Annotated in this window: 10 protein-coding genes; 4 read left to right on the forward strand and 6 right to left on the reverse strand. The window is 47.4% G+C overall.

All coding sequences use genetic code 11. The features are described 5' to 3' along the window. Nucleotides 1-403 precede the first annotated feature (403 nt). The 3 genes from ACXAFI_RS02390 to ACXAFI_RS02400 are packed head-to-tail and all read left to right on the forward strand — an operon-like array spanning nt 404 to nt 10,834. Nucleotides 404-10,243 carry an RHS repeat-associated core domain-containing protein gene (locus ACXAFI_RS02390; RefSeq protein ID WP_475107535.1) on the forward strand — a complete coding sequence of 3,280 codons (9,840 nt, stop codon included), beginning with the start codon at nt 404-406 and terminating at the stop codon, nt 10,241-10,243. Continuing rightward, nucleotides 10,243-10,641 carry a hypothetical protein gene (locus ACXAFI_RS02395; protein WP_475107536.1) on the forward strand — a complete coding sequence of 133 codons (399 nt, stop codon included), beginning with the start codon at nt 10,243-10,245 and terminating at the stop codon, nt 10,639-10,641. Before ACXAFI_RS02390 ends, ACXAFI_RS02395 begins: the two co-directional genes overlap by 1 nt. A gap of 10 nt (nt 10,642-10,651) precedes the next feature. After that, the gene (locus tag ACXAFI_RS02400) at nt 10,652-10,834 is read left to right on the forward strand and encodes a hypothetical protein (protein ID WP_475107537.1); all 183 of its coding nucleotides are present in this window, start codon (nt 10,652-10,654) and stop codon (nt 10,832-10,834) included. 684 nt (nt 10,835-11,518) lie between these two features. Here the strand turns inward: ACXAFI_RS02400 and csrA are convergent. After that, a complete protein-coding gene (gene csrA / locus ACXAFI_RS02405) occupies nt 11,519-11,707 on the reverse strand; it encodes a carbon storage regulator CsrA (RefSeq protein ID WP_475107538.1) in 189 nt (62 codons plus the stop codon). A 649-nt stretch (nt 11,708-12,356) separates the two neighbouring features. Between csrA and ACXAFI_RS02410 the strand changes: the two genes are divergently transcribed. Beyond that, on the forward strand, nt 12,357-12,815 hold the full coding sequence (locus tag ACXAFI_RS02410; RefSeq protein ID WP_475107539.1) for a hypothetical protein: 459 nt from the start codon (nt 12,357-12,359) through the stop codon (nt 12,813-12,815). A gap of 931 nt (nt 12,816-13,746) precedes the next feature. Here the strand turns inward: ACXAFI_RS02410 and ACXAFI_RS02415 are convergent. The 5 genes from ACXAFI_RS02415 to ACXAFI_RS02435 all read right to left on the reverse strand — a co-directional run bounded on the left by ACXAFI_RS02415 (nt 13,747) and on the right by ACXAFI_RS02435 (nt 23,397). Continuing rightward, a complete protein-coding gene (locus ACXAFI_RS02415) occupies nt 13,747-14,037 on the reverse strand; it encodes a hypothetical protein (protein ID WP_475107540.1) in 291 nt (96 codons plus the stop codon). Between the two features lie 14 nt (nt 14,038-14,051). Continuing rightward, entirely contained in the window at nt 14,052-17,735 is a 3,684-nt protein-coding gene (locus ACXAFI_RS02420) for a S8 family peptidase (protein ID WP_475107541.1), read from the reverse strand. Nucleotides 17,736-20,740: 3,005 nt separating this feature from the next. Further along, nucleotides 20,741-21,937 (reverse strand): hypothetical protein, encoded by a 1,197-nt coding sequence (locus tag ACXAFI_RS02425; RefSeq protein ID WP_475107542.1) that lies wholly within the window; start codon nt 21,935-21,937, stop codon nt 20,741-20,743. Between the two features lie 25 nt (nt 21,938-21,962). Then, nucleotides 21,963-22,847 (reverse strand): hypothetical protein, encoded by an 885-nt coding sequence (locus ACXAFI_RS02430; protein WP_475107543.1) that lies wholly within the window; start codon nt 22,845-22,847, stop codon nt 21,963-21,965. Between the two features lie 298 nt (nt 22,848-23,145). Further along, entirely contained in the window at nt 23,146-23,397 is a 252-nt protein-coding gene (locus tag ACXAFI_RS02435; protein WP_475107544.1) for a hypothetical protein, read from the reverse strand. Nucleotides 23,398-23,724: the final 327 nt, after the last annotated feature.

Consider the following 23,724-nt stretch of genomic DNA (forward strand, 5'->3'; position numbering starts at 1 on the left):
AATTATGACTAGACTTTCAGAATATCTGCAAGGGTTCATCAAAATTTTAAATGTTTTGTTGTTGTTAAATCTTGGGCTAGGTGTGCAAAATGCATTGGCAGATTACCTAACGGTGGCGCCGGCAAATAGTACGGATGGCCGAATAGATGTTAAAACGGTTTGGTATGATGGATGTTCAAATGGGGGATGTCCGACATGGGGAAGTAGGGGGCAAGCGACAGATATTAGTAGTTGCGATTTAAGATCAACTTGCGGTTATAAATGGTCATCGGTGGAGGTTTATCACAATGATCAGTTTCAACAAATTTTCGAAACTTCTATTTCGACTGAACCTGGAGATGCAAATTATACCCTAAATGTAGACGAAATTGGTGCTTGGAGATTTGAATACAGGGTTCTCTGGGTGAAGTCTGAGGGTGAAAATTGTGGATCTTTTAAGTGTTCAAGCACAAGAGGGTATCTTGTAGAAACTAAAACCGTCACCGTCGGCAACCCTATAAATGCTCCGGGTTCTTTTACAATTACGCCCAATAATGTTGTCGAAGGTGGAGACTACACGCTGCGCTGGAGCAACCCAGGTAATGTCACCAAGATACGCCTCTTTGAAAGAACCTCAACTACGACCAGCGTTCTTCTAAAAGAGTGGAATAGTCCATCTCTGGTAAGCACCTATACGCCACCCACTAAAACCGTAGGGGCTTATTACTATCAGCTTCAAGCCTGTAACAGCCTTGAGTGTAGTTCTCTATCTGTGGAGAAAGCCGTTACCGTCAATCCCAATCAATCACCGACTGTCAGCTGGCTGAATGGAGGCCCTCCAGATAGTACATTTAACCCAGAGGTTGAAACAGAAGTAACTTTCTATGTAGAGGCGAAAGATTCTGATGGATCAATTCAGAAAGTTGAGTTTTTTGAAGATAGTGATAATGGGACACGGCCACTGGGCACAGCTACGAAAGATTCCCAGCAATGTCAGAACTGTTATCGTCTTAATTGGACACCGATCAATTGGACACCAAATGAGGTCGCACAGGTAGAGGTTTGGGCAACTGCTATTGACAATTTAGGGGCGTCGAGTTCGCTTTCAGGGCAAAAGGCGACCATAACCATAGATCCGAATAGTCCTCCTAGTGGCCGACTATTGAACCCACCGAACGAGATTGCACAATACAGTTCTGTTATTTTACGTGCAGAAGCGGAAGACACGGATGGCACACTTACCTCAGTAAAATTCCTGCTAAATGGTAGTTCGATTGGAAGCGGTACGGAGAATGACGGCGTTTACGAGTTACCTTGGGCTCCCCAGAATTCAGGCAATTTCATTTTGTCCGTTGAAGTAACCGATAATAAGGGGTTGAGCCATGTATCTAATACTCATTCGCTCAGTGTAACCGCGGTTACGGTACCGGCAGAACCGACTAGTTTAAAAATTGATGGAGAGGCGCAACCAGAAATCAATCATACCGGTAATTACACTCTGACCTGGGCTCTTAGCGCGGGAACAGAGAAATACCAGGTTGAATATAGCATTGACGGCTCAATATTTCAGTTTCTGGCAACAACCGAATTAGAAGGCTTATATCAATCTAATCAAAGCCCGGGGGAATACCGATATCAAGTCCTCGCCTGCAATCTTGCTGGATGTAGTGAACCCAGTGATGAGATTGCTATTACAGTAGAAGCCCTAGTGGCTCCTCTGGGATTGTCCGCTCGCCCATATCCTGATACTGATGATCCCACACCGGAGTTTACCGGCAGTTATACCTTAAGCTGGAGCCCAGTCAGTACCGGGGAGGTACTTTATAAGTTGCAGGAAAAGCCTGGTGGATTGGAGTCTCAGGAATCTTGGGAAATAATCCAGCAGGGAACAGAGATAAATTTTATTGTAGAAAATAGAGACACGAGTGAATATGCCTATCGAGTACTCGCATGCGCTATAGGTGATGAACAAATCTGCAGCGAACCGAGTAATCATATTTCGGTTTCTGTTTTGTCCCCTGTGCTCACCATGGCAAGCTTATCTTGCGATGGGGACTGTATCGCACTGTCTGGGTTGGGGATGGATCCGAACCTGTCCTTGACATTAACCGGTGTGGCTGATCAAGACATACACCAGACTTTTAGTACTGCTGACAGCGCGCTCGATTTTATTTCAACCGGCAGCCTACAGGTTTTTATTACGCTCGATAGCCCGCTGTATCAACAGTTGTTTGAACTTGGAGTACGGGCAACTGTTACCAATCCAAATGGTACTCTTGGCGGTATCACTGCCTATGGTGATAGGGCAACTGAGATTATTGGCGAAACCAGCTCCTCACCAGCCATAGGTCCAAATGGCACTCTTTATGTGGGTGCTGGTAACCAACTTCATGCATTAAAAGAAAATGATGGCAGTAATGTGCAAGAGCTGGGATGGCCTTTTACCGCCGGAGGTATTATCCGTGCTACTCCCAGTATCGATAGCGTGGATGGTACGATTTATGTAGGCGCCCTGGATGAAAATTTCTATGCAGTAGCCCCCAATGCCATCGAAAAATGGCGTCTGCCTACTAGAGGTAAAGTGGTTTCGCAGGCGGTACAAGATGAACAGAGAATTCTCTATTTTGGTACCATTATTGGTGCAGCTGAAGATGATGCGGAAGAAAATATAGAGGGGCAAGGGGGAATACTTTATGCCGTCAACGCGACAGCAGATAGTGAACAAGAGCGTATAAAATGGACCTATCCTGTTAGTGGTGGCATCGCCAAAGAACCTGTTTTAGCTGGTAACAATACACTTTATTTTTCTACAGTTGAGAGTGAGCAGATTTATGCCCTTACTCGGGACAATGAAGGTCCCGGCAAACTAGTTTGGGAAAGCGTTGGCGATCCATCCCTTTGGGAGGATATCGGCAACTGGCAGCCTGACCCATCAAGGGAACCGGAGTTCCTTGCTGTAGCACGTCTTTTCCGCAGCTTATTGCAACCTGAATTGCCCTTCCATCGAAAAATTCTTACTTTCTGGACTTTTCAGTTGATCGGTGGCAGCACCACGGAGCAAGGGATTGCCGAAGCCTTTTTGGCCTCAGATAGCGGCCAAGCTAATTTCCCTGATGTTTTTAGTATCTCCGATCCCGAGGTGAGAGCAGAGGCTTTTGTCGACACTCTTTACCAGCGTTTATTTCCCGGTCAAGGCCAGCCAGAATTGACCTGGGGTGGGCGCAGTTACACCCGTGAGGCATTGATTCTGACAGCAGAGCAGCTATCCCTTGCTCACACTGCAGCACTATTTGCGCAATCGGAGGAATATGTTCTCACTACTAATGCTGTGCTTCGCCAAAGCTTTAAGTACTTGTATGAACAGGACTACAGTTGGGCGATTACTACCTGTGATGAAGGTGATATATACACGCGTGACTGTGATGGCGATGGCCTTCCCGACTGGTGGGAGATTTTGTTCCTTGGCAACACTTCCTATGGTGCCGATGATGACCCCGATAGAGATGGGGTGAGTAATATCGAGGCGTTTGCAAGCCGAACCAGTCCCTGTATCAATGGTTGTTATAACGGCATCGTAGAAATGCCCCCGGAACCTTCCGCGCCTATATTGCCAGAGCCTGAGGCGGTGGCGATTTCTGCTGAGACCGGTACTCTGCCGGGAGAGTTTAGGGTCAGTGAATCTGGGGCTGCGACTTACTCAATTCCGCTGAGTCTACCTGCTGGCACTGCTGGTGTCGCTCCGCAACTCTCACTCAATTACTCCAGTCAAAGGGGCAACGGCTTGCTAGGGCACGGCTGGCAACTCGGCGGTCTTTCTAGTATTACACGTTGTCGCCAGACCCTAGGACAAGACGATAACAATAGTCCGATTACCTGGGGTTCCGAAGATCGTTTTTGCCTCGACGGCCAGCGCCTGTTGCTAGTTAATGGGGGCAATTATGGCGAGCCAGGCAGTCAATATCGCACTGAAATTGACATCTTTGGTCTGGTTACTGCCCATGGTGGCAGTACGGGTAAGCCGGCTTACTTTACCGTTGAGCGCAAAGACGGCTCTATTAGTTACTATGGCCGGGATATCCAGAGCAATAATGCCACGCAGGCCTTTGATGGATACGGCATTCTGAGTTGGGCGGTGAGTCGTATTGAAGACAGCGCTGGCAATCCCATTGATTTCTATTATGACCGTGACGGGGGCCACCGTATTCGAGAAGTCCATTATGCCTATGGTGATGGCAATAACTCCGCCGCTTCAGTTTTCTTTGATTATGAGGCGCGAGAAGATGTGATTAGTGGTTATGTTGCCGGAGCGTCTTTAACTATCAACCAGCGCTTGCATGCTATCCAGGTAAAAGGCACACAAAGCACACCGCTGCGACGCTATGAGCTGGACTACCTACAAACCGATTATGAAGGGGACACTTTAAGCCGTGTTGAACGGCTGAGGGAGTGTGCTGGCACTGTGTGCCATCCCGACACAGTATTTGAATGGCGATTGCCGGCAATATTCACCTCTTCCAATTTAGTTGATTCAGTTAGGCTGAGTCACCAAAGCGATAGAGCGGCAGTTGCACCGCGACCTGCGGATATCAATGGCGATGGGCGTATGGATATTGCTTGGTTGGAGGTTGACTGGGATGACGATGGCAAGATCCACGATCACTATGTCAAATATGTACTGGCGGAAGAGCAAGGATTTGGTCCCGAGCAACAGGTATTTAGGTACGGTGGCAGCTCGCGCAGTCCTTATAGATGGGAGGTGTTGGACTACAACGCCGACGGTCGTGCTGATATAGCCATCTTTCACCGGCAGGGTAAATATGGTGGCCAGTGGATGCTGCACCAATCTGTTTATAGTGCAAGCGCTGGTGAGTGGCAGCTGTCTGCAGTGCCCAAAGCGATTCTCAGTGAGAAAGACGCACGTTTTATGGACATTAACGGCGATGGCTTGGTAGATGCCGTCACCTCATCCGGATACCGTCGGTTAGAGCCTTCCGGTGAGTCCACAGGCTCTGATAGTTTCTATCATTTTGGCCCCGAGCAACCTTGGCAGATGCCCGCACTGGAACCCTTTGTCCTAGGGAACAGTGAATCCACTGCGCTTTACTTGAGCCCGGATGTGATCGGCGATTTTGATGGGGATGGCCAGGTCGACTTGATTTTGATGCACACCAAACAAACCTGGGAGGGAATGGGTGGTTTACAGGCCCAGCAGACCCGAGCCTACATAGCCAAGGTACGTGACAATCAGTTGATCCTCGGCCGGCGAGTTATGGATGATATACAAGAAGATGGGTTTAAAAGTGATAGCGACGACAGAGACGCAACCCCTCTGGAGCGCCACGAACATCTTCACCGCAAATTGCAGGCTGTCGATATCAATAGCGATGGGCTGGTGGATTTGGTGCAGCATGATAAAACCGGTGAGATTAACTATCGCTATTGGTTAAATACCGGTGCAGGGTTAAGTGACCCTATAGATTTAGGCAGCTTCCCAGAAGATGCCCAGCCCAGCTGGTTTGATTACGAAGGCGATGGGGATGTAGACCTTGTTTGGCGCTTAGAGGGGGGAAGTGCGTCGGATGAGCTAAGACTGCGCCGCTGGCAAAGTGACCAGCAAGCTTATGCTGCAGAAGAAGGGTTTAAGACTACTCGTAAAGAAAGCTATAACCTTTTTCTCGATATGAATGGTGACGGCATTACAGACTGGATGGAGTTCGCAGATGATTACCTCCGCGTTTATCATGCTGCGGATCGCCAGGTAATTCCCAATGTAATTGAAAAAATCACCAATGGTTTGGGCGCCGAAACCAATATCTTTTTTGGCTCCAGCGTTACCTCGGAGCACTATGCACGCTTGGATGTTGGCGCAGTGCTTGATACTCGCTGCGCCAATGGGGATACCGAAGCGATCAAGAACTGGTGCACACAATACGGAGTGGGTTCCACCGGTGATTTTTATCGAGAAATTAATGGCGACTTACAGGGGAATCATACTCTCGGAAAAACTGGTCCGTTATTGGAGGTGGTTGGCCCCCAATTTTTAGTAACCAGAGTAGAAAGTAGTGCTCCGGCGACAGAAAGCGAAACTGCAGGAGCCCTCGACTCAGAAGCCACTAGTGCCATCAACTATTTCTATGGGCGCGCTCGTTTACAGGCTGGGGGCCGTGGACTATTGGGCTTTGCCAGCCTACGTACAATTGACGAGCAAAGCGGAATTAAAACTACCACTCACTACCGTCAGGACTTTCCCTTCCTGGGTTACCCATGGCGTACAGAAACCCATACAGCTGAGGACAAGTTATTAAGTGAGTCCGACAGCACCTGGGCGTTGCAGGGGTGGCAGTCCTACTTCCCTGATACAGCACCTAGCGGCACAGCTCAGTTGGGGCCTCTAAAGCCCTTTCTCTCTACCAGCGTGGAAAAGTCATATGACTTTGTTGGCGATGGGCAAACTCAAGGCGATTTGCTGAAAACGATTACCACCATCACTGAGCAGGATGAGCATGGTAACCCCACCCGTATTCTCGCAGTCACTACTGCACCGGGTGGAGATCGCTTTAGCATCGAGACCATAAATGATTATGGGGGTGGCCACGTCAGCTTCCAGAATTCGCAACACAACTTCAATGGTTATGCGGAGCTTGGACGTTTAAGCAGCGCGACAGTAACCCATAGTCGCACCGAGGCTGGGCAATCTTACCAAGCAACACGTAAGAGTGCCTTCACTTACTATGAAAGTGGTTATGAGGCAGGTTTGCTTCAGCAAGAAACCCTGGAGCCCGGTGACTTAAAACAACTTGTAACTCGGTATGAATACGACAGTTTTGGCAACAAAATTTTTGCCGAGCAATCCACCGCTAACGAACCACCCCGTATTCAACGCTGGCTTTATGACGATAGCGGCCGCTTTATTGATGAAGAGGTGAATGGCTACGATCAGACGCTCAGTCAGGTACGCCAGCGCAATGCAGTGGGCCAGCCTACGGAAGTCATCGATAGTGCCGGTGTGGTTAGCCAAATTACTTATGATGTCTTTGGTCGCCAAGTGCATAGCTACAGTGCTACAGGTGCACAGAGCAGTAGCCTTCTTGCTCCAGCCGGAGTCCTTTGCCCCGATGGGGCCAGTATCCAGCAGCATAACTATAGTGGCGGTGGCAGCGAAACATTAATCTGCTTTGATCGTCTAGCCAGAGAGATACGCAAAGCCAGCCGTGCCTTTGATGGCAGCTGGAATTATGTCGATATAGAGTACGACAATGTGGGCAGGGTAAAACACCAGTCCGAGCCCTACAGTGCAGGCGGTACTAGCTACTGGACCACTTACAATTACGACCGCCTCGGTCGTGTGATTGGCACCGACCTTCCGGGTATCAGTAACAGTGGAGGTACACGTTGGGACCTCACGGTGGAGTATCAAGGAACTACTATCACCTCCAGCAACCCCAAGGGGCAGCGCCAGGTAGAAACCAATAACGTCCTTGGTGAGAAAGTACACGTTCAAGACAATGCCAATAATATCCTTGAATTTACCCACGACGCAGAAGGCCAGTTACTGCAGGTGACGAATAGAGGGGACGGCAGCCGCAACCTGATAACTAAAATGACCTACGACCTGTTCGGCCACAAAGAAAGTATGTCCGACCCAGATAAAGGTATTTGGCAATATGATTACAATGGCTATGGTGAATTAATACGGCAAACGGATGCCAATGGCCAAGTTGTTGAAAATACTTATGACCAACTCGGCCGGCTGCAATCGCGCACTGATTTCGATCGTAATAATACGTCGGTAAAAACCACAGTTTGGTATTTTAATAATGACTCCGCCACAAATGAGGGCGGTGTTCCCCCGACTGCTCTCATTCGAGTTGAGGAAGTTGAAACCGGCAATAGTGACAGCTACAGCCAACTGTATAGCTATGATGCATACGGCCGCCCTAGCGAAACGCTGACAAGCTTCTCTGTAGAGAGCGGTGATGATCACTACGAAAAAACCACTTACGACCAATTCTCGCGACCTTTTCAGATTTTCGATGCCGGTGGTAGCGGCAACTGGGAAAGTAGTGCTATTCGCCATCACTACAACCAATATGGTTACCTTCATCAGGTTGTTGATGCGGAACAGCGCAACCTTGCTAGTGCGGAACGGTTCTACACCGTGCTTAAGATGGATGCCCGCGGCAATGTCACCGAACACCTCAGTGGCAATGGTGTCACCACGGTAAAAGACTACGACCCCGCGACTGGCCGCCTGTTAGGGAAAATGGCCAGTGTGTTGGGTATCGGCGATATCCAGGATCTCAGATATGAATGGGATAATCTTGGAAATCTCAAAAACCGTGAAGAACACAGTGGTGATAAAAACCTGCACGAAGATTTCGTCTATGACGAATTAAATCGTATGACTAGTGCCCAGGTTACTGGGAGCGAAGCACAGATCACAAATTATGACGACCTTGGCAATATCACCTACAAGTCGGATGTGGGAGAGTATCGCTACGGCAGCCAGTGCGATACAGGCTATGGTCCCCATGCCGTCTGTGAGACTACCGATGAAGAGGGTAATACGGTTAGCTACCAGTATGATCACAATGGCAATATGGTCGAAGACAGTAGTGGAAGAACCCTTGAGTACTCCACCTTTGATAAGCCTATTGAAATTAAAAAGGATGACCATAAGACCGAATTCAAATACGGACCGGATCGTATGCGCTATCTGCGTATTGATACTGACAAAAATGGTGCAGTCACCGAAACCCGTTTTATCGGCAATGTTGAGAAGATTACCAAAGCCGGTACTACCGAGATCAAGCGCTACCTGCCTGGCGGTGCCTTGATTACCTTATCGACTAGTAATGACGATAGTGAGACTCAATTCCGCATCACCCAGTACCTGCACAAAGACCATTTGGGCTCGCTGGATGTGGTCACCGATAGCCATGGGCGGATCGCCAACGATGGTCAAGCCATTTACAGCTTTGACGCCTGGGGCCAACGCCGCAATGCTCTGAGCTGGGAAGCCCTGCTCAATGCAGAACTGAGCGAATTCGATACCCGTATCACCACCCGCGGCTATACCGGGCATGAAATGCTAGATCAGGTGGGCCTGATTCATATGAATGGGCGCATCTACGATGCAAAATTGGGGCGTTTTTTACAGGCGGACTCGATCCTTCAGTTTCCAGCATTCTCGCAGAGTTATAATCGGTATAGCTATGTACTGAATAATCCCTTGCGCTACACCGATCCCAGCGGGCATTTTATTCCGTTACTTGCTGTTGGGTTTACTGCAGCCTTTATAACAACCGATATTATTGTTCTCTCTGTTGTGGCTGGCGTAGCGGCCTTTGTTCAAGCATCACTGAATGGGGCGGATTTTAGTGATGCTTTCATAGCAGGAGTTTCTGCAGCAGCAATGACCTATATTGGTGGGAATATAGCTTTTGGGTTTAATATAGAAACATTAGGTTTTGCGACCCTAGGTGGAATCACAACCGCTCTACAAGGTGGGAAGTTCGGTCACGGCTTTGTGAGTTCAGGTATTGGTGGACTAGTCGGTGGTAGCGAACTAGGCGCTGTTGGTGGTAGCTCCGGACAAATCATTGGCCGAACTCTGGTCAAGATGGTAATCAGTGGAACTGTTTCCGAAGCAACGGGGGGTAAGTTTGCTAATGGGGCGGCGACTGCGGCATTCGCTGCTTTGATGAGTGAAGGTGCTCGAAGGACTGGAGGGCTTAAAGATGACACTGGAAATTCATATGTTTTGGATGGGCCCGTTGGTGAAGGACGGTTGTTATATGATGGGAAAATTATTGTTCATGGTGCTGGCGAAGGGGCAACTGTAAGTGATGGCCAGTTGAATACAGTAAAAAGCGACTTAAAGTTAATATTTGAGAGCGGAGGAAATGAGGGTGCAGAATTGTTCGGCAGTCTTGATCCTGGGAAACCCCTTAAAATCATATTAAATGATGATGGTGTTAACGCTGCATATCTCAAGGGAAGAGTTTTGGCTGTTGATCTGGAATCGAAACCAACATTATTTGACTGGAGTACCGGATCTGCAAAACCATTTACAGCCTCGACAACCCGAATACTTGGGCATGAGATGGGGCATGCTTTATTAGGAAAGCACGATATACATCCGTTTATGCCTTATCTAGAAATTGGTGATGTGAGCGTTCAGAATACGCCAATTGTTAGGTTTACAGACAGGCTTATGAGAAATATCCAAGGAGATAAAGCCTATTACAGGAAATATTACTGATGAAGATTTTTGTTTTTTTATTAATTTATTTGATTAGTTTATCGGCAAGCGCTAAGCCTGATTGTTCGGAAAGTGATACTTTTGTTTCAAGTACATATGGAATACTGAAAGGAGAATTGTTGCCTTTGGTTGTTGATGCTCCTGAGTCCGATGCAATAAAAAGAGCGAAGCTTGGAGATTATAGGTTGTTGGCATATGGTACTTACGGTGGAATTAAAATCCCATTTGAGGAGCTGTTGCTTGAAAACGAAATTTGCCAGTATGGAATTAGAATTATGGTTGGGCTAACAGATGCATATGAGTCTAAAGAGCATCGAGTCCTTGCTGAAAAAATAAAACAATATATTAGAATTTATAATAAATCCCTTGTGGAGCATATTAGAAGTAAAAACAAATAGGTCATATTAGATGAATGGTTATGTGGAAGAGCTTTCAGAAATCAATACAGATGATAGTGCCGCGGTTTTAGAGTTTGAGCAAGTCAAAGGAGAGAAGGTCTCAAACGTTATTTATGACTCTCCGAATGTGCTTTTGCCAGAAGGTCTTGAATTGCATCGAAGAGTATTTGAAGTGTGTCCTTCCCTCGAATAGTATAAGTGTAAAACTCAGGTGATGTATCAAGTGATTGATTGGCCTGCTCTCACATCTAGGCTTTTGCGTAGAAAACTTCTGGAGGAAAAATAGTGGGGCCGTTTCTGAACACCCACCAATAAAGCAAGGTGCTGGGGTCAGGTCTTTAATTTTGCATCGAGAAAAAACACCAAAGCCCCGACAAATGTAGGGGCTTTGTCGTTGGGATACCGTTGATGATTATCGCTCCAGGGGCCACATGGCATGTTCCACTTGGCGCTGGGTGATAATGACATCGATCACCCGGATCACCGTGTCTTTGTCCTGATCTTCGAAAGTCTCCAGCAGTTTGAAGCGCATGAATAGCACCTCGTTGCGGGTGGGGCCTTCCTCCATCGGCTGAAAAAATGGGGTCGGAGTAAAATTTTGAGGCCAAAAATTTTGAGTTTCTGGGCATTCATGAAAGTCAAACAATTTTAGCAGAGAAAAAATCACCAAAGCCACAGTAGGGCTATCTGCCCGGGCTTTGTTCCATTTGAATTTTTTATGGCTACACTGCACATTCGGCCGAGAGCTGTTTAACGGCGTGCTTGCGAGTCGGGGTAAAACTTTGGAAGGTTTCTGGTCTTTGCTAGAGTCATGATTGCAGCCTTACAGAGCTATTTAAACTGATCGAGGGCCACACTTGCTGTAAGACTCCACTTCTTATCGATTTCCATTACCCACCTTCTGTTCCTTTTGGATACGTCTATAAATCTCTTCACGGTGAACAGGCACAGACTTGGGGGCATTTATCCCCACCATCACCTGATTCCCCTTAACTTCCAATATGGTGACTGTGATATTTGCTCCAGTTCTCAGGTTCTCGCCAATCCGTCGCTTTAAAATCAACATATGCTTTTCCCTCTGATATTCAAACCAGGGGTGGATTTCCCTCGGTGGGAAGATTGGGAAATAACAGCCGGAAATACGAGGAGGGGCGCGAGAACGGTAGGCGTAAAAGAAGAAAAGGCGGGCGCTAGATTCCCTGTGCTTGGGGAATCGCCTCAGGCTGCTGAATGTGCAACCTTTTATTGAAGGCGAGCGGGCTTCTAGCGTACCATGCATGGAGCCATTTTGATAATTATGCTATCAATTTGGTTAGCTGACCCCGGGTGTTGCCGCACCTTGGGTCAGCGCCTTTTACTTAGTCTTACGTCACGCTACCGTTCTCCTTTGGGAAATAGGTCTTTTAGAAAACTCTTAGTGTTCTTGTTTTATCTTGGGCTGTTGGCTTGCAGAAGCCGGCTTAATATCTACCCACAGTCTTGATAAATATCACTCGATTCTACGCAGCTTTAACGCTGAAGAAAACTTAATAAAATTCAATAAGATAATTTGGGCGCCTATATTTTATTGCTTGTCTGGGATTGTGTCTGCAGATGATTGGTGTATTGGTCTGTAGGGTTTTTAGTTGGTTGATGTGTTTTATATTTTTAACTTGCTAGAATTTCTTGCGTCTTTGATGTGGTGGGGCGGTGTTATCTGAAGAGCTGAAAGGTGGATGATGAAAAGTGGAATTTTAATATTGCTGCTAGCCTCTTTTTCTATGCTTGCGCAGGCAGGAATTCCTGAGGTGTTAAAAGCGGATAAAGCAGATTTTATGTATTCTCTACCAGAAACATTTGGTGATACGAAATTGTCTTTCCAAGTGTCCAGCAACCAGCTTGTAGGTTTGACAGTTGCTTATCAGGACCATAATGTGCGTGCCCAAAAAGAATTTCTTAAGGGTATATCTTCGCCTTCTTGGGATTCTCTTACTGTGTCTTATGAAGATGTAGACGGCGATGAGGTTATTCAATACTTTTCCTTCTGTTTTTATGAGGAGTCAAAGTTGGGAGCTGGTAAGAAGCCGAGATTTATTATCTGTTCTGTCTATGAAGAAAAAATAGATAGAAGAATTATTGATAATTTTAGTTCAGTGATGGTGGGAAACTGTTGGCCAGTTTTATTGACTCGCTGAGAATAGTAACGCTAGATAAACGGATAGACGAAATGCCAGTAATAGTTGGCATTGGATCTCGATGGTGAATAAACTTTAAACGCCGTTTATCCTGTTGGATTCTGCATTCCAGTGTTGATTAAAGCCTGCTTTTTTGGGATAGCCGATGAATATATTTATTAGCTTCTCCATACAACTGTCAAGATCTACTTCAAGCTTTATCTCTTTGTCAGCGGAAGAAATATCACTGTTGATGAGTACAATATTTTCAGTCGGTTAATTTGCCGGGTTTGAGTGTAGTGAATAGCTACACCTTTAGCGGTGAGCTCGTATGCGTTCCTTTCATCGCCATTTTAAGGGTCAATATTTTTTCCTATAAAATTATTCCGAACTAAAGGCGATTTTGGGATTTGTCTTCAGTGCTTATAGGAGGTGATTTGAGCAGTTTTTTGTCAGTTATTGTAGCTACCACAACGACTATAAAAGTAGCCGCATATTGTAAGGTGGTCTCGTAATCAGATTTTAGGCATTATCAATTTTATTATCCCACTGTTTTTCAGGTCCTGCTTCTTCCAGGTTGATTGATCCCACACATCAAAACTAGGACAAGCTCCTTCTTTGATAAGACTTTTACTCGAATTTGACGAAATAATAATCCTTTGGTTGTGGGGTTCTATCTACCGGTGAGGAGGGGGGAATACCAGCGGAAGACCGCTACCTAGAAAGGGGGAAGGGAGTTTAATAGCTGAGGGTTGCCCCACCTATGAGGAAAAGATTGTGAAACTCTAAGCAACTGAAGATATTTTTGTGCAAAGCCCAAGGGCGGCTCTTAGGGTGATTATTGTTGGGTTCTGTCTCAAAGTTTGCGACAGAACCCAAAGTGGAGCGCTAAAGTTGGCGTTTGCTTGTGGATGGCAAAAAGGGCTTTTGACTTACTATACCCAAAAGCAATTCATTCACTCATCGTAATTTCACCACCCTCAGCAGGCAATCCGGATACCGGCAGGGAATCACCGCTGTCTTTTCGGCGAATATCCACGGCGGTAACACAGCTGGAGAAGGTTTTGGATACGGAACCGCCGGTGCTGCCGGAACCGCCGGTGCTGCCAGAACCACCGGTGCTACCGGAACCGCCGGTGCTGCTGGAACTATCCGAACTGCCGCCCCCGCCGCTACAAGCACTGAGAGCTATTAACAGCAGAGCAGAGACCGCAGATTTAAGTATGAAGTTTTTCCCGTTCATTAGTTTGTGCTCCTTCATTGCACAAAATCGTATGTGACGATGAAATGGCTCTCACCGGGCTCCAGCGCCAGCGGTCCCGGCATGTCGAGTTGGAAAGTCAGCTCGCCGTCATCTGCTTGAAACCCACTGCTGGCAAGTATGGTGTCGCCCTCATCCAGGTTTCCATCGCTGTTATTGTCAAGATAGAGTTTTGCCTGGGCGATATCCAGTCCGTCGTCCCCATTGCCGGATGCCTGCAAGGTCAGGGTGTTGAGTTCCGAACCCACGTCTGTCTCCAGGCTAAACAGCTGCACTACCACATCCTTCTCGCCGGGACTCGCCTCGCGATCATCTGCAGTACCCGAATTGAACTTCACACCTGAACTCGATGCCTGCTGGAAGCGGGGGTTAAAGGGCTGGGCATCTTCGCTGTCTACAGCGCCATCATTATCGGTATCCACTACCGTTGCCGCATTCAAGCCCAGCACGAAGGCGCCGCGAATCGTGTTTTGCATACTGTTGCCGGCACTGTCTGTGGCGACAATGCGCAGGTCGGCAACGGCGGATTCCGACACTTCGGGCAGCAGGGTAAGGTAGCGACCTTCTTCTGGTGCGGTTTCCAGCGGCAACCAGTCACCCCCGTCCAGCGCCAGCTCGGTGGTCACAGAGTCGAGTGGCAACTGGCTTTCGAGCGACAAATACAGTTTGGCGTTGCGGCGCGCATAGTGCGAAATCACGCCGTCGTCCAGGAGTTCCAGCATGGCGATGCGCGGCGCGGTAGCACCGTCCAGATTGTTGAGTTGCACCCGGGCACTGGAGGTATATTCATCTTCACCGAGAGTCGTTGTGTACTCGACATCCATCTGCACCGAGGTGCACTCGCTGTCGGCGAAGAACAAGTACTCTGGAATAAAGTCGTCGCTGCTCAACTCACTAGCATCGGGCAGGCACAAGGCACGGTATCTGGACTCCGGTCTGTAGCCGTTGCCCCAGCTGTCCATTATCCAGCTCGAAGAAATGTTGCCATTATTGCTGGGGAGCAAGCGGTGATTACCGCCGTCGTTGCGCAGACCCCCGGTAAAATATCTGGGCCCCTGGCCCATGACCATGATTCCACTGGACCGTTCAAGTATTACTTCGGGGGTAGTAAAGTCCTCATTGCTACGCCGTAGCTTGCGGTAGGCAGTACGGCCAATGGAAATATCGTTGCTATGGGTCTCCGTGGCCCAATCTTCCCCTAGGGGTACATGCAAATTCAAAAATGTGGGCCAAGCTGAGATACTCTCCTCATTTCCGTGCAGGGTGACTAGTGATGATTTGTGGGTTAACTCGCTCGGTATAGTCCACCAGTTTGTAATGACCTTATACCTAGGGAGCCCATAACCTACGGCATAGCCCTCCTGATTCCAGAGCGGGTTGCCGATCAGCAACTGCACGCTGCCGGGGTTTCTGAGATCGAAGTGCAGATCTTCGGACATGCCCTGTTGTCCGTGCTTAACCGTATACAGCTTGCGGTCCTGCGGGTGCGCGCTCCCTTCTTCCGCCAGGCCCATATAGTTAACATGGAAGTTGTCAGATAGATTGCGTAGGGTTCTCATCGGTACATCCCCACTGTAATTCAGGCTCAAGCCCGACCCGGGCATTTCGGGATGGGTCAGCTCAAGTGCCTGATCCATAAATAGGAGCGCCTCGCCGCTTTCTGTTTGCAGAGGGGGAATACCAGCCCCCCGAACTCTTGCAGGCACCACCAATTCACCATCGGACGTACGTCGATTCTCGAACGCGTGCCAGACGTCATAATGCTCTCCATCAGCAGAGACATCCGTACTGAACAGAATATTGATAGGTTCGTCACGCACTGCCATGTGTAGGACAGGCTCAGTACTTTCGAAATTGGAGAGCTGCTCCCAGGCAGACCAGCTCTCATTGAATAGAAATGCTGAATAGGACCAGAATTCCCTCGGCGCCTCGGATTCACGCATGGCCAGCACCTCCGCGCGGTGGAAGGCCACAGGCAGGCGCACCCGCTCATCGCCGGAGAAATATTCAAGCGTTGAATCGTAGGCGACTTCCAGCGGTTCGTGGTAGGGCACCTGACCGTGATCGACATTCAGTTCAACGAGCTCGGCTTTGCTCGCACCCGCTTCCAAATCGAATTGGTCGGCGGAAAGATCCAAGTCGGCGCCGGCGGGGAAATTACCCCCGTTCGCAACTGTGAATTCGGCAGGAGCGCTCAGGTTTTTAACCGTCACCTGCAGGGTTCTCTGACTGTGAGCGCCCTGTCCGAAGTGACCCGCATAGAGAGTTGGCGGGCTGACTAGAAAACGAGCGCTCGCAGCCGCGAAGGCATCTAGCTGCCCGTTGCCTACCTCAGCGAGTTTGCCGTCTACTTGCGCTGCCCGGTTGACCAGCAGCGCCTTGATCTCGGTGCTGGTCAGTTCCGGGTGTAACTGGCGCAGTAGTGCCGCGGCGCCTGCCACATGGGGCGCGGCAAAAGAAGTGCCGGATTCAGTGCGGAGGCCGCCGCCCAGGTTGGCACTAGAGACAGCCACACCAGGCGCGACTATCTCCGGCTTGACGCTGTTGCTGCTCAGGTCCAGGCTGGTACCGAACATGCCCCGGGAACTGAAGTCTGCCAGGTGGCCCGCCCCATCCACCGCGCCCACGGTGACTATTTCCTCCGCGGAACCGGGACTGCCAATGGAATTGAGAGAGGGGCCGTCATTGCCGGCGGCGGCGACCACTACGACACCGGCGCGCATGGCATTGTTGGCGGCGACCGATAGAACCGAGTTGTTTCCACCCTCACTGCCCAGGCTCAAATTAATCACGTCCACCGCATCGTCCGTTTGCGGATTTCCGTCCGGGTCCAACGCGGACTCGATGGCGGCGATGATGTCGCTCTCGCTGCCAAAGCCATAGCTGTTCAGCGCCTTGTAGGCGTAGAGCTTGGCAGCGGGCGCTACCGCCGCGGCCACGCCAGCCACCATGGTGCCGTGGAAGTGGTCGTCCATGGGGTCACTATCATCGTTCACGAAATCGTAGCCACCGACCACGCGGCAGCCGCTGCCCAAGCAGCCGCCCAGGTCTTCGTGGGTGTAATCGATACCGGAATCGATAATGGCGATGCTGGTCCCTTGTCCTTTGATGGCCCTGTCCTGCGCATCGCGCATTGCCCACACCTCGGGTGCGCGTACCTGCTGTGGACTGCCGGCCTGAAAAGCGCGCACCTGCCGGTCCCGGGTTACCGCGCGCACCTCCGGCATGGCGGCGATAGCGGGCAGCTGATCCACTCTGGCGGTTGCGCTGATGGCGTTGACTGCACGAGTAAAGCGGTGGCTGTGGCTCGCGATTAGTTTGCGCTGTTGAAGTTTGGCGACCATTTGCCGTTGGCGCAGGCTCAACTCCTGCTGTCGGGCGACGAAAGCGTGCATATCCCGCCGTGTACCGATAGCGCCGGATGCACGCAAGCCAGCCTGCTCCGCAGCAGAGGGCCCGTGTAGTTCAATAATAATACGCACTTCTTCATCCGGACGATATCTGATCACCTCCGGCCAGGCTTGCCTGTTGCGCTCGGACTGAGATGCGTCTTCGCGGGACACGCTCAACTGCAGAGAACGAGACCCTGAAGCTTGTTCCCCTGGGTCTGCTGCCGCGGGTTGCAGTAATGTAACCAAGGCGGTCGCTGTCAGATACTGCAGAATCGGTTTTACACGCATAGTAAACCTCCTATTTAAGTAGTCGACCCTGACAAAAAACAAATACCCACCTCCACTACCGGGCAGCGTGGGCTTATGAGATAATTCTTGCAAACTTCAGCTTTTAGGTGTGTGCAAAAGAGCCATATTGTTAGCATGTGTGGCTTAGAGGGCTAAAAAAATTGGTGAAAGTGCCTTTTTAGGGCGAAATAAAAAGCATCCAGTACCTTAATATTCATTTTCTTACTTTCCAGGTGTATGCGGGCATGAAAAGGTTGATCGCATCTCTTTGGTGCCTTTCAAGAAGTTTCTTGACAGTAGAAGGTCAAATTTTAGATGTTCGACTAACTGCTTAATTACCACGCGAATCAAACACTTTTCCTTTTCCTCTTCTTTTCTCGCTAACAGGGATTATCTCTTTTTTACGCAGGCTTGGGTAAAATTATTTTCTTACCTTCTGCCACCCTCTTTTCCTGATTGCCTCGATCACATATGGCCTCTTCAATCTTGGGCTCTCTAACTTCGCTACCCATGTCAATCACTTCACCTGAGGTCTTGCTATCGTGAATGTTTTCTAGTGATTAGATTAATGCCGCCATTCGCTATAAAGACAAAAGGGACTTGGCTGCCATAATTATGCGGCTTATGATCCTAATCGCTGGCAACACAATACACTTGTGATTTATGCAAGCTATATATTTTTTTTCTATCATTTTTCTATTTTTTCAGTACACGCTCACACAGTGCGAAATCATCTTGAAAGATATCTAAAAGCCCCTCAGTTAATTTTCATGACGAGGTCAACAAAAGAATGCCGGTGTATTGAACGCAAAAATTTTTCTGCTTTTTGACCTTAAGCCGCTAATGAAATGGCGATAAAGCAAAGATTAAGTCGTATTTCTTTTCTATCTTGGTATAGGTTTGGTGCCACTGGGTGCTGTTATGTTTGGCGATTCTATTAAAGCAGTTAAAAATTTTTATCGCGAGCTTACCATCTGTTGGTGAAGTAATAAATAATTTTATCTTGTACTGTAGTGTCGATATTTACGGCTTTAGCTTCAATAGGATTGGTATCGAATTATATCGATACTTAGAAAATGTTTTCAATACCGAGCTCACCAATACGGGTGCAAAAATACACCCATTTTATGGGGTGGCAGGAAACTTTATTCTGGAAATATTTTAAGCCATAGAAGTCTTGATGGTAGGGAGAGTTTCTATTCAAATACAACATTTCCATCACTCAAATTTTCCAGTTATTTGAGGCTTGGTAGGCCAAAGGAAAGACGAGGAAGGAAGCTGTGGCGACCGATCCTGCCAGAATAGCAGCGTCCAAAAGTGTACTTAAAACCTGCCCAGAGAATTTGTTTTGAGAGCAGTAACAGTGAATCTGACAAATAAAGTTGATCAAGGAGGTCGGTGCCAAAAAAAGCTGTTTTGTTGTTGCAGATCGGTATCCGTGAGCATAATCATCCATGAACATTTCGACCGGGAGTTTGACTTAAAAGAGCGAAAATGGTCGAAATGGCTAAGCCGCACATCCTTGTTATCAATAATCTTAGCGGCTTTTCAGGGTGGACTAGTTAACTTTGTTGTAATGGTAAGTCAGGAAAGAACCTCATTGCATGGAGGTTGTTTTTGAGCCCATAAAAGGGATGGGAGTTGGGGGCGGCCGCTGATGTACCTCAGGCATTCTCAGGGCCCAGCGTCAAAGCAGATAAGCTGTCTATGCTAAAGCGAGGAGGGGTAGCTCTAGTCGGGTGTTAGCTGGGACTAAACAACAGCCCATAAAGCTTTACAGACTCAACAACGCTTTTAAAATTATTGGTACAATAGATACAGATATAAAATTCTTTCGTACTGAATATCGGAACATCTTTTAACTTTATCTCATTAAAAGCAATGCTTGAGGGCAAGCCGTCATCTTTCGTAACAGGCCAGGTAGCATCGTGTCGAGTCTTCAGTTTAAGCTAAAATGCAATGAGTAAAATGATAGGGCTGTCTGAACAACATTCACTATTCTCTGAAATTGACTTTAAGTATATACCGAGGAAAACTTGATGGTCAGATTAACATAAATCAACTTGCTAAATACTATGTTGCCGAAGCGTTTGGTGGCGAAAAGAATAGGAGGGTTCACGCTAAGCGAAATATCAGATTTCTCAACAGAGAGTACAGGAGCGGTTGCCTAGCTGATGCTACAAGGTTGGAGCATTGGAGAGTAAAGTGACAGGGCTTCCCCGGCACCTCTATTTACACAGCTCAATTTTATATTAGGGCTTAGTTGAGAGGCTTTACTGCCATTTCGATTAGACTTCTTTGTTGTAATGGCTCCACGCTTCACTGAGCAGGGGCTAGGTCTCTAAGGTGTAATAATTCAGACTTGATTTGACAGTTACCGGCTTTTCAGAAAGTGCTCTGATAGGTCAGGTTCAGTTTACGAGCTTTTCCTTCCAGATTTTTTTTGCACTGATTGAGGCGATTATTATTGTGCTATGTGAGCCATTTGACCAGATTCCCTTGAGGCTCATCTATAGATCTTGCGATACAATGAAGGTTAGTGGAATTCTTGTAAAATGGTTTTATGGAAGCGCTCGCAGATACTAATTACTTGTGGATGTCTGATTTTTGTCTTTATATGTTCTATCTCGTTCACACTCAGCTATAACTAATAATTTGGCCTAATTCTATCCGGGGGAAACATATATTCATTAACTTGGAATATCGCTCAATTTCCGCGTTTATTACGCTTACCAATACCTTAGTTCTGCGAGCATACTCAAGCTGAACCCCTGTTATCTATTATAATATACAGTTCTCTATTTTTTGCCGATGGGAGTTCCTTTAGCAGCCCCGCAATTGCCTCCAGCAGTGATCAGCCTTCTCAGGTTGTAAATCTGGTTTTGTTCTTTCTCACTTAGTTGGTGGTAGCATGATAAGGCCAATCGCTTGGTTGGGAGAGATGCCGAATTTGCCGACTAAGCTCTCCCTTTCCAATTGAACTTATTATCCGAAGACAAGAAAATTTATCCAGCCCAGTGTTTATGTCCATTGCCCCAGGTGTTTTCTTTAACACCGAACACATTTCGGATATAGGAGCTGGTGTGCTTTTTGGCGTCCTTCCCCACTATATAGCCCAAAAGACCAAATCCACTAATAATTGCTATGTTCGCTGCTAAGTTTGGTGAAAGAAGATCAACAGTTTTGTGTACAGAGGCTATCGCTTTCTCCACTTTATCGAATCCGGTAGCTGCAAGAAGGCCACCTGTTATACCACCGCCAACAGTAAATTTAGATCCAACTACCATAGCTCCATCTATCGCAGCTTGTCTTGCATCGGAGTTTTTTAAATCCATTCTATTATGTTTTGATCCTAACCAGCGTATACCCGCAGTTTCACATAGCTCTTTGAGTTTTTCCTCTTTTGTGTTTTTCCCCCGGGGATTAGAAAAGAAAACGCTTTGATTCTCCAGGGTATTTTGCATAGCAACCAATCTAGAAACGTTTGGCTGCTCAATCAGGTGTTGTAGAGCTTGAGCAAATGTGCCAGCGCCTTCGCCGTGTACTAGCCAGTTGATGGTGGCATTATTTGCCTGTGCCTGTTGGATAAGTGCAGCAAGTTTTCTACTATTGGATTTGGTCGAATGATCACGGTTTTGCCAAAATAGAGAGTAGTGTTTATTCCCTATATTTAGATCTTTGGGGTTTAGGGCGGCTTTGTAGGCAGGCACTATATGTTTAATAAGTAATCGGCCTGCCTCTTCCTTATCATCAAACGAACCACTAACTGCAGCGTAATGGGCATTATTCCAACGGTGATTGTAATCCATCAATCGCAATCGCCTAGAGTCAGTTGTCCATTCTTGCGTTATTCTATCCATTCTCACCCGGTAAAGTCCCGAGCTTTGATCTGTGTTATCTAAGGTATTGTCGCTGGTGACAGCAAGGAAGTGAATGCGAACATCACCTTGCGGAGTAATCAGGTAATTAATTTTTGCTCCGTCTATCTCTAAGTTTTTAGTACTTAGACTTCTACCTCCGGGGGTCGTTGCTAAACTATAGATAGCTCTTATTAAATTGGTTTTATAGTAGTTGCCAATATACTCATTCTTAATTGTCATCCAAGTGTCGTACAATTGTGAAGATACGAATACATTGCGGTTAATATTAGGACTTTCACCGCTGTTGACAACGGCAATCCAACGAAGTGTATTGTTTTTCATAGCTTGTCCTTGCTTAATGTAAAAATTAATCCAACCAAGCTGGCGGTGGGCTACCGGGCTTGGTAATAATTATATCTTCATCAAACTCACCACCTCTGTGCCACTCTGGATAAACCCAGGGCTCAAGTTCACGTTTAGTACTAGCTTTGTCGTTGGGTCGGTGTCGTTGTACTTCAGCAAGTTGTTTTTTTGTGTCTATACCAAGCTGTAAGCTAACGCTATTACAAACTGCATCGCGAATACTATTCATAGCAACTAAGCAGTGTTTAACTGGGGCATAGCCTAGATACCTAAAATTGAGCGTTAGATAGTGGGCTCTATCCAGGGGAATAAAGAAACTACTGGTAAAGTAGGTTTCATGATGGGGTTTTTTTTTTAGAACTTCTGGAGGGTTAAGGCGATGCCTCTCAAGAAAGATTGCTGTAGTCTCACCTAATTTATAGAGTTTCCAATTAACAGGAGCTTTTTGTACATGATCGTTAGGGTTGCCAGGGCCCCAGTAATATAGACAGCGCATAACAACCTGTTCAAAGTGCTTAGGGTTTAAGCAGCTCATACTGTAGGGTAGGGTGTCGTGACGATTTAAGATTAGTTTAAAATCAATAGTTCCAATGGGGCGGCTGCGCCAGATAGGTCCAATAATTTCCCAGCTTCGTTCCATTAAGCCCTGCCTGGCAACACCTTCACGCTCCATGTCTTCGCAATCACTATCATCATTATAATCACTATCGTCAAAAATATTGATTTTTTCAGGATAGTTCAATTTGAATTCTGCAAAGCTATCGTGACAAGTGTGAGGAGGGAGAAAAAATTCCACGCGGTTTCCTGAGAGATCAATGGAAATCTTCTCCCGTTCATTGCGATGTGGTATATAGGGGTGTCGGCGGGAAGCAAACAGACGCTCTAGCATTTGGAATAAATCCTTTGAGTACTTGCTAAGCATTATTCTAATCGACGAATATTTTTGATACATTAAAAATCTATCATTAAATTGAGATATTAGTCACATGAAAGTGCCGGCAAATTGAAATTTTTTGTACGATCGTTTTAACAACCCCTAATTGCCACTCTTATTAAGTCATACTTAGCTGTATATAAATGTAGTTACCTCGTTGAGGTGGACCAACTTTTCTACATTCTTGTTCACTCTACCGGCTCCCGATTTGATCTAAAATTGCTTAATATTTTGGACCTATGTACTCCCGTACTTACTGCTTTCTCTCCACGCGCTCCAGGTCTTCCCGCTCACAGTCGATTAGGTTTGCCCATTCATCGGCAAGGTGAGCCCCAATAACTGCCAGCTCTTGGCTGGTGGTTTTGTCCTCGGATATCTGGCTGATGCTCTGGAAGAGGGTGCGCAGCTTGTTTAGCGATTCCAGGCTGAGGTTTGCGATATCGATTGAACGGCCAAGAAAGTTATCGGCTTGAGGGGTAGATACAGCTGGGGCTTGGGTTTCCATGGCTTGGGCTCCTTGTATAAGTGAGCAGCTGCTCGGGAGGTTCCAATCTCAAATGGGCGGCGGGCTGGATGGGTTGGAACTACCGCTACAAGGGAACGGCAGGCAAAAGGCCCTCCAAACAACCCACCATAAAAAAGGTGAGAATAGGTGAGGTCTCAGGGCACAAAAAAACCGCATACAGGGGTAGGCGGCTTCGGGTCGTCTTGTAGTTTCGGGGTTCCAATTCCGGTTACGGATTTTGCCGCTACGCCTTCAGCATGCTTGCCCTGTGTAAATCCTTTTAATGCTAAGCATCGAATGGCCTGCCAATATTTTGCATTGATGTTT

It is taken from the genome of Microbulbifer sp. ABH2_005, from assembly GCF_056160005.1.

What these genes read in the sequence shown, in the direction of transcription:
- ACXAFI_RS02425 (WP_475107542.1), bottom strand. Translation starts at nt 21,937, where the DNA reads ATGAAAAACAATACACTTCGTTGGATTGCCGTTGTCAACAGCGGTGAA.
- csrA (WP_475107538.1), bottom strand. Translation starts at nt 11,707, where the DNA reads ATGTTGATTTTAAAGCGACGGATTGGCGAGAACCTGAGAACTGGAGCA.
- ACXAFI_RS02395 (WP_475107536.1), top strand. Translation starts at nt 10,243, where the DNA reads ATGAAGATTTTTGTTTTTTTATTAATTTATTTGATTAGTTTATCGGCA.
- ACXAFI_RS02430 (WP_475107543.1), bottom strand. Translation starts at nt 22,847, where the DNA reads ATGCTAGAGCGTCTGTTTGCTTCCCGCCGACACCCCTATATACCACAT.
- ACXAFI_RS02400 (WP_475107537.1), top strand. Translation starts at nt 10,652, where the DNA reads ATGAATGGTTATGTGGAAGAGCTTTCAGAAATCAATACAGATGATAGT.
- ACXAFI_RS02410 (WP_475107539.1), top strand. Translation starts at nt 12,357, where the DNA reads ATGATGAAAAGTGGAATTTTAATATTGCTGCTAGCCTCTTTTTCTATG.
- ACXAFI_RS02420 (WP_475107541.1), bottom strand. Translation starts at nt 17,735, where the DNA reads ATGCGTGTAAAACCGATTCTGCAGTATCTGACAGCGACCGCCTTGGTT.
- ACXAFI_RS02435 (WP_475107544.1), bottom strand. Translation starts at nt 23,397, where the DNA reads ATGGAAACCCAAGCCCCAGCTGTATCTACCCCTCAAGCCGATAACTTT.
- ACXAFI_RS02415 (WP_475107540.1), bottom strand. Translation starts at nt 14,037, where the DNA reads ATGAACGGGAAAAACTTCATACTTAAATCTGCGGTCTCTGCTCTGCTG.